The 12,151-nt window shown below is 63.6% G+C and carries 12 protein-coding genes; 3 read left to right on the top strand and 9 right to left on the bottom strand.

All coding sequences use genetic code 11. The features are described from left to right. Positions 1-183: 183 nt before the first annotated feature. The 3 genes from GSQ89_RS15205 to GSQ89_RS15190 all read right to left on the bottom strand — a co-directional run bounded on the left by GSQ89_RS15205 (position 184) and on the right by GSQ89_RS15190 (position 4,046). The gene (locus tag GSQ89_RS15205) at positions 184-1,026 is read right to left on the bottom strand and encodes a potassium channel family protein (protein ID WP_158926588.1); all 843 of its coding nucleotides are present in this window, start codon (positions 1,024-1,026) and stop codon (positions 184-186) included. A 251-nt stretch (positions 1,027-1,277) separates the two neighbouring features. Further along, positions 1,278-2,711, bottom strand: coding sequence for a pyruvate kinase (gene pyk, locus GSQ89_RS15195; protein ID WP_158926586.1), 1,434 nt, complete (start codon positions 2,709-2,711; stop codon positions 1,278-1,280). A gap of 45 nt (positions 2,712-2,756) precedes the next feature. After that, entirely contained in the window at positions 2,757-4,046 is a 1,290-nt protein-coding gene (locus GSQ89_RS15190) for a glycerate kinase (RefSeq protein WP_174254874.1), read from the bottom strand. Between the two features lie 88 nt (positions 4,047-4,134). On the opposite strand from GSQ89_RS15190, the gene GSQ89_RS15185 reads away from it, so the two are divergent. The 3 genes from GSQ89_RS15185 to GSQ89_RS15175 all read left to right on the top strand — a co-directional run bounded on the left by GSQ89_RS15185 (position 4,135) and on the right by GSQ89_RS15175 (position 5,928). Beyond that, positions 4,135-4,446 carry a DUF1244 domain-containing protein gene (locus GSQ89_RS15185; protein WP_158926584.1) on the top strand — a complete coding sequence of 104 codons (312 nt, stop codon included), beginning with the start codon at positions 4,135-4,137 and terminating at the stop codon, positions 4,444-4,446. Between the two features lie 138 nt (positions 4,447-4,584). Then, entirely contained in the window at positions 4,585-4,851 is a 267-nt protein-coding gene (locus GSQ89_RS15180) for a GapR family DNA-binding domain-containing protein (protein WP_158926582.1), read from the top strand. Positions 4,852-4,911: 60 nt separating this feature from the next. Beyond that, positions 4,912-5,928, top strand: a complete 1,017-nt coding sequence (locus GSQ89_RS15175; RefSeq protein ID WP_158926580.1) for an acyltransferase — start codon at positions 4,912-4,914, stop codon at positions 5,926-5,928. A gap of 58 nt (positions 5,929-5,986) precedes the next feature. Here the strand turns inward: GSQ89_RS15175 and GSQ89_RS15170 are convergent, their stop codons facing one another. The 6 genes from GSQ89_RS15170 to GSQ89_RS15145 all read right to left on the bottom strand — a co-directional run bounded on the left by GSQ89_RS15170 (position 5,987) and on the right by GSQ89_RS15145 (position 11,926). Then, positions 5,987-6,919: a branched-chain amino acid ABC transporter permease gene (locus GSQ89_RS15170; RefSeq protein WP_158926578.1), complete on the bottom strand. Its 933-nt coding sequence runs from the start codon at positions 6,917-6,919 to the stop codon at positions 5,987-5,989. 1 nt (position 6,920) lies between these two features. After that, the gene (locus GSQ89_RS15165; RefSeq protein WP_158926576.1) at positions 6,921-7,808 is read right to left on the bottom strand and encodes a branched-chain amino acid ABC transporter permease; all 888 of its coding nucleotides are present in this window, start codon (positions 7,806-7,808) and stop codon (positions 6,921-6,923) included. Between the two features lie 37 nt (positions 7,809-7,845). Next, entirely contained in the window at positions 7,846-9,090 is a 1,245-nt protein-coding gene (locus tag GSQ89_RS15160) for an ABC transporter substrate-binding protein (RefSeq protein WP_158926574.1), read from the bottom strand. 13 nt (positions 9,091-9,103) lie between these two features. Next, positions 9,104-10,330, bottom strand: a complete 1,227-nt coding sequence (locus GSQ89_RS15155; protein ID WP_158926572.1) for an ABC transporter substrate-binding protein — start codon at positions 10,328-10,330, stop codon at positions 9,104-9,106. A gap of 139 nt (positions 10,331-10,469) precedes the next feature. Further along, complete coding sequence (locus GSQ89_RS15150; RefSeq protein ID WP_174254873.1) at positions 10,470-11,165, bottom strand: ABC transporter ATP-binding protein; 696 nt, start codon at positions 11,163-11,165, stop codon at positions 10,470-10,472. A gap of 8 nt (positions 11,166-11,173) precedes the next feature. After that, on the bottom strand, positions 11,174-11,926 hold the full coding sequence (locus tag GSQ89_RS15145; RefSeq protein ID WP_158926568.1) for an ABC transporter ATP-binding protein: 753 nt from the start codon (positions 11,924-11,926) through the stop codon (positions 11,174-11,176). Positions 11,927-12,151: the final 225 nt, after the last annotated feature.

The following is a 12,151-nucleotide window of genomic DNA, read 5'->3' as shown; positions in this document are numbered from 1 at the left end:
GATTCGTCATGGCCCGGCGTCACGTCAGTCCGGGCCATCCGCCCCAGCAAGATGCTGGATCAAATGTCCCGGACGTCGCTGGCCCAAGACAAGACGGCAGCGAGCATTATCATTCCAGTCGGCCGGCATCGCTGGCGTTGTCAGGGAGGCAAGGCGCTCAACACAACCTCCGACGCAATACAGTCACGGCGGCCCCGAATTCGGCCGAGAAGCTCGCCACGCCACGGCATTGAGGAACAAGCCGACAAGTAGCACACCCAGCATAGCCTCGCTCCCAACGAGCACCCGGCCCGCGTCCGAGATCGGCACAATGTCGCCAAGGCCGAGAGTCGTTATCACGACGACGCTGAGATAAAGCATCCGCCAGAGATTGCCGCCGACGGAATCCGGTGTTCCATTGAACCCCTCGATCAGATTGACGGCATCCCATGCCCTGTCACTATCAATGGTTAGAATAATCCCCGGACGAGACCCCTTATACTTAGTTCTAAAATCATCATCCAAGGTTGAATTGTAGCAATTATCTCCGGACACGACTTCCAATTCTATATCAACTTGCGAACGCGCATAATAGTCGTCTTCAACGGGATGGAATATAATATGACAAGAAAAGCTATTTGAACGTAGAATAACCGGCTTCAACCGATCTTCTATTGGTGCATTCAAAGATCGCTTTTGAAAGACGGTCGATCCCCCTTCTAAATCGAACGACAGATTGTCCTGGCCTACCTCGAAGTGACTCATATAGACCTCTGCGGACGTATTCGAGCTGATCCGTGCGGCCGCTTTATCCATTTCATTGCGTATTTTTTCACTCAGGTATTCGACAAGATCGTTCTTCGCGCTAATCCATTGCCGTTCCAAATGAGCATATGGAGCGTAGAATCCCCGATAGGCAACCGTCGCATAGGCGAAGCCGAAACAAGGAACCGCCAAAAGGTATGCCGTCAGATAGATCAGCGGCGGTACACGAGCGAGAAACAGGTATATCCGCGGTAACCGTGGCCGCCACATGACGCTGCTCATGAAACGTGTGCTGCTATGAGTCTAAAAGGTTTCAGCGCGCTCGGCTACCGCACCTCGCGCAGCGTACCATGGGTGCAACTTGCCCCCTTCGGTTCGTCTCCATCCCCTCCGCGTCGATCTTGATCAGGTCGACCCGCGTCAGCCCAAACGAATCGATTGTCGTCCCGGGCACCTCGACCATCGGAATAATCGATCGTCTGGCCAATGAACCCGGTGTTTGGCCTATGCCCCGCGACCCTTGGCCGGCCGCGCTATTTCACCGTCGCCACCCGCAGCGCATTGGTCGTGCCCGCCTGACCGAACGGCACCCCGGCACTCACGACGATCTCCTCCCCATGGTCGGCGAATCCCTCCGTCAGGGTCACCCGAACGGCGCGCGCCACCGCCTCGGTCATCGAATGCACATCCGGCACGACCACCGCATGCACCCCCCAGACCACCGCCATCAACCGAGCGGTCGCCTCGTGCGGGGTCAGCCCGATGATCGGCGATTCCGGCCGCTCCCGGGCCACCCGCAGCGCGGTGCTGCCGGACGCGGTGAACGCCACGATCGCCTTCGCCCCGATCGTATGCCCAACCTGGGCCGAGGCCGCGGCGATCGCGTCCGCGGCGTTCTTCTCCGGGGGCGCGCGGGAAGCATCCATCATCGCCCGCCAACCAGCGTCCTGCTCCACCCGCGCGACGATGCGGTCCATCATGTTGACCGCCTCATAGGGATACTGGCCGGCGGCTGTCTCACCCGACAGCATCACCGCGTCAGCGCCGTCGAACACCGCGGTGGCGACGTCCGAAGCCTCGGCTCGGGTCGGGGCCGGGGCGCTGATCATGCTTTCCAGCATCTGAGTCGCCACCACCACCGGCTTGCCCAGAGCTCGGGACAGCCGGACGATGCGCTTTTGCGCCAACGGCACTTCCTCCGGCGGCAATTCGACACCCAGGTCGCCGCGCGCGACCATCACCGCGTCGGTCAGCGCCAGGATTTCCTCCAGATTGTCCAGCGCCTGCGGTTTCTCCAACTTCACCATCACCCAGGCCCGCCCGTCGATCAGCCGTTTGGCCTCAACCACATCCTCGGGTCGCTGCACAAACGATAGACCAATGTAGTTGGCGCCGTGCGAGACGGCGAATTCCAGGTCCTCCCGGTCCTTCACCGTCAGAGCGGGGATCGGCAGCACCACGTCGGGAACATTGACGCCCTTTCGGTCGGACAGCGGGCCGCCCACAACGACCTCGGTTTCCAGGGCATCGCTCCGTTTATGCACCACTCGCAAGCGCAGCTTCCCATCGTCCAGCAACAGCGAGGACCCGATCGACGCAGCCTCGATGATCTCCGGATGCGGCAGGTTGACGCGCTGGGCGTTGCCCGGCGTCGCGTTCAGGTCCAGCCGGAACATGTGACCGGTCTGCAGATGGACGCGCCCGCCGCCGAACCGCCCAACGCGCAGCTTCGGTCCCTGCACGTCGGCCAGGATGCCGATCGGCCGGTCGAATTTTTCCTCCAGTTCGCGGATCGCGGCAAACCTTGCGGCGTGGTCTTCATGCGTGCCATGCGAGAAATTCAACCGGAACACATCGGCGCCGGCCTGGAACAGGCGGGTCATGATCTCCAGCGATGAACTGCTGGGACCCAGCGTGGCGATGATCTTGGTGCGGCGGCGACGGCGCATCTTTGGGCGGACAGCCATAGGCGATTCCCTTCGGTTTTGTTGGAGCCATGCGTTCGGCATGTCTCAGGCGATCAGGATCGCCCTGATATCGTTAACATTCGTGAGCGTCGGGCCAGTCACGATCAAGTCCCCGACGGCTTCGAAGAAGCCATGGCTGTCATGGCCGGCCAGCATGGCGCGTGCATCCAGGCCCTTCGCGCCCGCTCGGGACAGCGTGTCCGGGGTCAGCAGGGCACCGGCGATCTCATCCATGCCGTCGATGCCGTCGGTATCGCCGGACGTGGCCCAGATGCCGGGCGCGCCGTCCAGGGCGATGGCGAGGCCCAGCAGGAACGTGGTGTTGCGGCCGCCCCGGCCGGTCGCCTTACCGGTCATGGTCACGGTCGTCTCCCCACCCGACAGCAGCACCGCCGGCGCCCGCAGCGGTTGGCCGTGGGTTCGGACGGACCGGGCGATGCCGGCCATGACGGTGCCCATCTGGCTGGCCTCGCCTTCCAGCGCGTCGCCCAGGATCAGTGGAGTCAGGCCCAGCGTGCGAGCCTTCGCCGCCATCGCATCCAGCGCCATCATGGGGGTCGCGATCATGCGGAACTCTACGCGCGGCAGGCTGCCGGGTTTCGGCGTCTCGTCATCATCCCGGGCCAACCGTGCGGCGACAGCCGGGGACGGCACGATGCCATACCGAGCGATCAGCGCACGCGCCTCGGCGAAAGTGGTGGCATCGGGCACGGTAGGGCCGGACCCGATCACCGCCGGATCGTCGCCCGGCACGTCGCTGATCGCCAGCGTCACCACCCGCGCCGGCGCGGCGGCGGCAGCCAGGCGCCCGCCCTTGATGGCGGACAAATGCTTCCGCACCGCGTTCATCTCGGTGATGTTAGCCCCACAGGCCAGCAGCGCCCGGTTGATCGCCTGCTTGTCCAGCAGCGTCAGCCCCGCCACCGGCGCCGCCAGCAACGCCGAGGCACCCCCCGACATCAATGCGATCACCAGGTCGTCCTTGGTCAGCCCCCGGACCCGTTCCAGCAATCTCAACGCGCCGCGTTCGCTGTTGGCATCGGGAACAGGATGGGACGCCTCGATCACCTCGATCCGCCGAGTCGGCACGGCATGCCCGTATCGCGTCACCACCGTCCCTTCCAGGACGACATCCGGCCAGGCGTCCTCCAGCGCGGCGGCCATGACCGCGGCCGATTTGCCGCCACCCACCACGATGCAGCGGCCGGACACCGGCTTCGGCGGCAGATGACGAGCCAGCACGGTCCGCGGATCGGCCGCCGCGACGGCGGTATCGAACAGGGCACGCAACGCGGATCGGGCTGTCATGTCGTTCCAGGGCGTATCCCGGGGCATCGACGGTTTCCTCTCTTTTCCGGCGCGGGGAGTATGGCGAAGCCGAACGAGGCGCGCCATCTTGGGGGGAACCGAGAAGGAGACAACCATGTCCGCACCCGAATTCGACACCGCCACCCGTACCGAACTGGAAGCCGCGGCCTTCCGCCGCCTGGTCGCCCATCTGCGCGAGCGCACCGACGTGCAGAACATCGACATGATGAATCTCGCCGGATTCTGCCGGAATTGCCTGAGCCGGTGGTACCGCGAGGAAGCCGCGACTAAGGGAATCACCATCGCCGATCCGGATGCGCGGGAGATCGTCTACGGCATGCCGTACAAGGAATGGCAGGCAAAATACCAGGCCGAGGCGTCCGCCGAACAGAAGGCAGCGTTCGCCAAGGCGAATCCGGGACATTAAGTCCGGCCGCCGGTCACTCATGGTTGACCGGCGTCCCGCGCCGCGGGCAGCGCCGGCCAGTTGGTCCACGTCCCATTGACCCCGGCGCCCCCCGAAGCTATCCCCGCCCGCCCTGCCACAGCGGAGAGATGAGGCGTTATGGCCAAAGCCGTGAGCGAAGAAGAAATCAAGTCCGGCGGCGTCGCGGTCGATCGTCTGCGTAGCCTCGTCGAGCGCATCGAGCGCCTGGAGGAAGAACGCAAGGCGCTCGGTAGCGACATCAAGGACATTTACCAGGAAGCGAAATCCGCCGGCTTCGACCCCAAGGTGCTGCGTCAGCTCATCCGCATCCGCAAGCAGGAAGCCGCCGAGGTGGAGGAGCAGGAGACCATGCTCGACATCTACCGCCGCGCGCTGGGGATGTAATAGCGACCGGCGACGGATGTGACATCCGCTTCCGACCCCACCATAGCGGGAAGCATGCCGATGACGGTCCCCCCACCCTCCAGCGGCCCCAGAAACGCGGCCCTCGATGGGCTGCGGGGAATCGCGGCGTTGTCCGTCGCCCTGGGTCATTGTGTGGTGCAGGTCACCGGACTGCCCCTCTGGGCCACCAGCATGCGCGATTTCCCCTCGATGCCGGCGGCTGATATCGGCATGCGCGTGCTGTCGGCCTTGTTCCCCAGCGATGCCGCCGTCATGGTCTTCTTTGTCCTCAGCGGCCATGTGCTCTGGGGATCGTTTCAGCGTAAACAGCTCGGTTTTTTCGCCGACCTGCCGGATTACGCCTGCTCCCGTGTGTATCGCCTGTTTCCGCTGGCGATCGTCAGCGCGCTGCCGCTGGGACTGTTGTCGAGCGCGCCGGCCGCGGAACTTGTCAGGAACATGCTCCTGCTCAGCAACAGCCTCAACGGCGTTCTATGGTCGCTGCAGGTGGAGGTGGTCGCGAGCCTCGCCTTGTTCGCGCTCTGGGGTATCACCCGCGGAAACCGGCGGGGCCTGCTGCTTGGCCTGCTCCTGGGGTTCGCCGCGACCCCCTTCTTCCGAGGCCACGGTAACGTCGTGTTCTTTCCCGCCTTCGTCCTGGGCGCATCGATATCCTCGATCCCGCCGCGGCTGTGGAACCGGTGGTGGATCACCGGCACCGGAATCGCGGTTCTGATCTTCACCAACGTCGTCCTCGGCCACGGCGGAATCACCCGATGCTTCGAAATGGCCGGCGCCACGGTTCTGGTCGGAGCAGTCGCGAACGGTCGCATCCCCATCCTGAGCATGCGCGTACCGCTGTTTCTGGGGGCAATCAGCTACCCCTTCTACCTGACCCATTTCATCGGCATGTCCGCCGCCGACCATCTTCTGGTCCTGCTGCCGGCCGCGCCGTCCCTGGTTATGATAGCCGGCATCGCGATCGTATCGGTCGCCGTGACAATCCCGGTGGCCTGGCTGCTGCACGTGTTCGTGGAGAATCCGGTCCTGCGCGCCCGTCCGCGGCTTCGATGGTGACGGCGGACGTTGGAAGCGCAAATGGCCGATGAAAACGCGGGTTACCGCACGCCGCATCCTACAGCGAGATCTTGAACAACGCCCCCAGTTCGCCGATGATCCCGCGCCGGAACGCCAGCACGCATACGCAGAAGATCGCGCCCTGCGTCACCGTCACCCAGGCACCGAACTGCGCCAGGTAATTTTCCATCGACGTCACAACGACCGCGCCCATGGCCGGGCCGAACACCGTCCCCAGCCCGCCCAGCAGCGTCGTCAGCACAACCTCACCCGACGTCGAGTAATGCACGTCGGTCAGCGTCGCGATCCCGAACACCAGGGCCTTGGTGCCGCCCGCCACGCCCGCCAGCGTGCAGGACAGCACGAACGCGATCAGCTTGTAGTCGTCGGTGCGATAGCCCAGTGAGGTGGCCCGCGGCTCGTTCTCGCGAATGCCCTTCAGCACCTGCCCGAACGGCGAGTGGATGATCCGGTGCACCAGCAGGAACCCGCCGATGAACACCGCCGCCGTCACCCAGTACATCGCCATGTCGTTGTTCAGGTCGATAATGCCGAACATATGCCCGCGCGGCACCTGCTGGATGCCGTCCTCACCACCGGTGAAGGGCGCTTCCAGGCAGAAGAAATAAACCATCTGCGCCAGCGCCAGCGTGATCATGGCGAAATAGATGCCGGAGCGGCGGATCGCCAGGTATCCCAGTACCAACCCAAGCACCGCGCCGGTCAGCCCGCCGAAAATGATCGCGATTGAGGCATCCACATGCCACGCCTTTATCGTCCAGGCCGCGACATAGCTGCCCATCCCGAAAAACGCCGCCTGGCCGAACGACAGCAACCCAACATAGCCGATCATGAGGTTGAAGGAGCAGGCGAACAGCGCCGCGCACAGCACCCGCATCAGGAACACCGGATACAGCACGTAGGGGCAGATGACGATCAGCGCCACCATCACCACGAAGGCGATGGACTGCGTGCGCGAAAATCCGAACATGTCAGGCTGTCTTTCCGAAAAGGCCGCGCGGCTTGACCATCAGGATGATCACCATGACCAGGAACACCACGGTGGCCGAGGCCTGCGGATAGAACACCTTCGTCAGCCCCTCGATCACACCCAGGCCGAAGCCGCTGATGATCGAGCCCATGATCGATCCCATGCCGCCGATCACCACGACGGCGAACACGGTGTTGATGAAGTTGTCGCCCATGTTGGGGTTGACCGAGTAGATCGGCGCCGCCAGCACGCCGGCGAACGCGGCCAGGGCCACGCCGCCGCCGAAGGTCAGGGTGACCAGCCGCGGCACGTTGACACCGAACGCCTGCACCAGCGGGGCGTTTTCCGTCGCCGCCCGCAACGTGGCGCCCAGCGAGGTCTTCTCGATGATGGCCCATGTCGCGAGGCAGACCACCAGCGCCGCCACCACGACCCAGCCGCGATAGATCGGCATGTACATGAAGCCCAGGTTGACGGCGCCCTGCAGGATGTCGGGGATGCGGTAAGGCAAGCCGGAACTGCCGTAGCCGTTGCGGAACAGACCCTCGATCACCAGCGACATGCCGAACGTCAGCAGCAAGCCATAGAGATGATCCAGCTTGTACAGCCGGCTGATGACGAGCTTTTCCAGGACGACCCCGATGATGCCGACCAGCAGCGGGGCCAGGATCAGCGATGGGAAGTAGCCGATGCCGACGTAGTTCAACAGCATCCACGCGGCGAAGGAGCCCATCATGAACAACGCCCCATGGGCGAAGTTGATGATGTTGAGCATGCCGAAGATCACCGCCAGTCCCAGCGACAGCATCGCGTAGAAGGCGCCGTTGATAAGCCCCAGCAGAAGCTGTCCGAACAACAGCGGGCCGGGAATGCCGAAGATCATGATCATGGTTGTTTCCCGGCCCTGCCGTTCCCCTGCGTTATTTTCAAGCCTTGATGAAAGAGCAATGACCCTCGGCCAGCGGACGGAACGCCTGGTCGCCCGGCGTCATCGCCACTTGCTTGTAGTAGTCCCACGGCCCCTTGCTTTCCGACGGCTTCTTCACTTCGAACAGATAAGAGGCGACCAGATTGCGGCCATCCTCGCGAATCTTGCTCTTGCCGAAGCAGTCGTCCTCCACAGGCATCGCCTTCATCCGGTTGACCGTGGCGACGCCGTCCTTCTTGGCCTCGACTACGCCCATGTCGACGACCGTCTTCAGGTAATGCAGCGTGGCGGAGTAGCAGCCCGCATGGTCCATGTTGGGATAATTGTTCGGGGTCTTCGGCAGCACCCGCTTGGTGAACGCGCGCGTGCGGTCGTTCATGTCCCAGTAGAAGCTTTCCGTCAGGTTCAGGCCCTGGGCGGTCTCCAGGCCCAGCGCATGGACGTCGTTGATGAACATCAGCAGCGCGGCGATCTTCATCGACTTGTTGAGGCCGAACTCGGCGGACTGCTTGATCGCGTTGACCGTATCGGCGCCGGCATTGGCCAGACCGAGGACTTTCGCCCCGCTGGATTGCGCCTGCACCAGGAAGGAGGAGAAATCGGTCGTCCCGGGGAACGGATACTGGGCGGCGCCCAGGACCTTGCCGCCGGATTTCACGATCAGCGCCGAGGTATCCGCCTGTAACTGCTTGCCGAACGCGTAGTCGGCGGTCAGGAAGTACCAGGTATCGCCGCCGGCTTTCACCATCGCGCCGCCGGTCGATTTGGCCAGCATGTAGGTGTCGTAGTTCCAGGAGATGAAGTTGGGCGAGCATTGCTCGCCGGTCAGCGCGGAACTGGCGGCGCTGGCGTTGAGGTAGACCTTGTTCTTCTCACGCACCACCGATTGCAACGCCAGCGCCACCGACGACGTCGGCACGTCCAACAGCATGTCCACGTTGTCGCGATCGAACCACTGGCGCGCGATCGACACCGCGAGGTCCGGCTTGTTCTGGTGGTCGGCCGAGATCACCTCGACGTTCATACCCTTGGTGGAGACACCGAAATCCTCCAGCGCCTGCCGCGTGCAAGCGACCGAGGTTAGGCCGCCGGTGTTGGTGTAGGGACCGGACTGGTCGTTCAGCACGCCGATCTTGATCGTCGGCGATTTGCTCGCCGACGATTGGGCATAAGCCGGGCGGATCAATGGCAGCGCGGCGGCCGCGGCCACCGTGGTCAAGGCGTTTCGGCGTGTCAGTCGCATCAATAAATAACCTTTATGCTTTCACGAGAGAGCAGCCGCCCTTGTCCAGCGGACGGAATGCTTCGTCGGCGGGCGTGGTGGCGAGCAGCTTGCAGTAATCCCACGGCCCCTTGCTTTCCGAGGGTTTTTTCACTTCCCACAGATAGGACGGGTGGATACAGCGGCCGTCGATCCGGATCGATCCCTTGCCGAAGCATTCGTCGTCGGTGGGCATCGCCTTCATCCGGGAGATCGTGGCAGCGCCGCTCTTTTTCGCCTCGGCGACACCCATCGCAGTGACCGTCTTCAGGTAGTGCAGCGAGGAGGAATACACCCCGGCATGCACCATGGTCGGCCGCGTGCCCGGCATTTTCGCGGTGTAGCGGTCGGAGAACGCCCGCGTGTGGTCGTTCAGGTCCCAGTAGAAGGCGTCGGTCATGACGATGCCCTGCGCCGTCTCCAGGCCCAGCGAGTGAACGTCGCTGATGAACAGCAACAGCCCGGCCAGCTTCATCTTGATGCCGAATTCCTTCGCCTGCTTGATCGTGCTGATGGTGTCGGCGCCGGCATTGGCAATCCCCAGCACCTTTGCGCCTGTGGCCTGCGCCTGGATCAGGTAAGACGAGAAATCGCTGGTCCCCGGGAACGGATAGGCCACGCTGCCCAGCACCTTGCCGCCGGCACCGGTGATGAAATCGGTGGTGTCACGTTGCAGCGCGTGGCCGAACGCATAGTCGGCGGTGATGAAATACCACGAATCGCCGCCCGCTTTCACCATGGCGCCGCCGGTGGACTTCGCCAGCATATAGGTGTCGTACACCCAATGGATGGTGTTGGCGTTGCAGGATTTTCCGGTCAGGTCGGAACTCGCGGCGCCGGAGTTCAGATAGACCTTGTTCTTTTCCTGGGCGACGCCGGCCACTGCCAGCGCGACGCCGGAATTGGCGACCTCCACGATCACGTCCACGCCGTCGCGGTCGAACCACTGGCGGGCGATGGTCGCCCCGACATCGGGCTTGTTGAGATGGTCGGCGACCAGGACCTCGACCTTGAAGCCTTTCGAGGCGAATTCGTCGACCGCCATATGTGCCGCGGCAACGGCGCCCGGACCGGCCAGGTCGCGATAGGGACCCGACATGTCGGTCAGGCAGCCGATCTTGATCGTCGGTTCCGCCTGGGCTCTGCCCGAGCGAAACGGCACGGTCGCGGCGGCGGCCGTCGCGAATCCGCCCAGCGTCATGGTTCTACGTGTGAAGTTCATCACGCCAACTCCTTTCGGGGCCTTTCGCGGGGCGCCCCGGTCTCCCTTTGCCGGCGGGTTGGTGGGCGGGCCGGCGCCGTCCTGCAGTCCGTTTGCCGTAAGCCGAATTACGGCGCCTAGTCGGGCGGAAGTCGCGGTCTCAAACCCCCAGGTATTCGTGCAGCTTGTCCATGCTGGACTCGAGTAACTGGTTCGGGATCATATCGACAATCTTGCCGTGTTCCATGACGTAATGACGATCCGCGACCGTCGCGGCGAAACGGAAATTCTGCTCCACCAGCAGCACGGTGAAGCCGCGGTTCTTGATCTCCCGGATCGTCCGGCCGATCTGCTGCACGATCACCGGCGCCAGCCCCTCGGTCGGCTCATCCAGCAGCAGCATCTTCGAGCCGGTGCGCAGGATGCGGCCGATCGCCAGCATCTGTTGCTCGCCGCCCGACAGTTTGGTGCCGTGGGCGGTCCTGGCCCGTTCCTTCAGGTTGGGAAACAACGTGTAGATCTCGTCTACCGACAGCCCGCCGGGGGCGATGACAGGCGGCAGCTTCAGGTTCTCGGTGACGGACAGCGTGCCGAAGATGCCGCGTTCTTCGGGGCAGATGGCGATGCCGGCATGGGCGATCTGGTTCGACATCATCCTGATCGTCTCGCCGCCGCGGAATTTCACGCTGCCCTCGCGGCGCGGCACCAGGCCCATGATCGATTTCATCGTGGTGGTCTTGCCGGCACCGTTGCGGCCAAGAAGCGTGACCACCTCGCCTTCGCGAACTTCGAGATCGACACCGTGCAGGATGTGGCTTTCGCCGTACCAGGCATTCAGCCCGCTGATTTCAAGCATGGGGGAGTTCAAGCATCGACGGTTCCCAGATAGGCGGCGATCACTTCGGGGTTCTTCGACACCGTGTCGTAGGTGCCCTCGGCCAGGACCTTGCCTCGGGTCAACACAGTGATCGTATCGCAAAGGCCTTCCACAACCGAAAGATTATGTTCCACCATCAGTATGGTGCGGCCCTTGCGGATGCGCTTGATCAGCTCGACGATCCGGTCCACGTCGCCATGCGCCATGCCGGCGGTGGGTTCGTCCAGCAGCAGCATCTCGGGGTCCAACGCCAGGGTGGTGGCGATCTCCAGCGCGCGCTTCAGGCCGTAGGGCAGGTCGGCAACCACGGTTTGGGCAAAACCGGACAGGCCGACGTCGGACAGCAGTTCGCGGGCCCGTTCGTCGAAGACCTTCAGCGAGCTTTCGGACCGCCAGAAGTCGTAGCTCGCGCCACGGGACCGCTGCAACGCCAGCCGGACGTTTTCCAGCGCGGTCAGATGCGGGAACACGGCGGAAATCTGGAAGCTGCGGACCAGGCCCAGCCGAGCAACCATGGCCGGCTTCATGCCGGTGATGTCGCGGCCCTTGAATTTGATCTTGCCGCGTGAGGGCGGTAGGAAAGCGGTCAGCAGGTTGAAACACGTCGTCTTGCCGGCGCCGTTGGGGCCGATCAACGCGTGGATAGTCCCTGCTTCAACACGCAGCGAAACGCCATCGACAGCAACGAAGCCGCCGAATTCACGCGTCAGGCCGTCTGTCTCCAGGATGGTGTCTGTCACCCCCGGACGTCTCCCCGTTGGAATTGATTCCAGTATGCGGGGCGTTTTGCATATACCGAGAGATGGTGCAAGGCCGTCTTCCGCCACGGAAAGCGGCGTACAGGCTGATAAGTGGGAAGCCGCCCCCTGCCCGGGATGGCTTCAGGCAACGTATCGGTCGCCATTCATCCGCGATGCAGCTGTCCACCTGCGTGCCATAGCGCGTCACCCGGGACTCGCCCGGCG

The organism is Acidisphaera sp. S103, from assembly GCF_009765975.1.
GTDB lineage: Bacteria > Pseudomonadota > Alphaproteobacteria > Acetobacterales > Acetobacteraceae > Rhodopila.
This window is presented reverse-complemented; position numbering and strand designations above follow the sequence as displayed.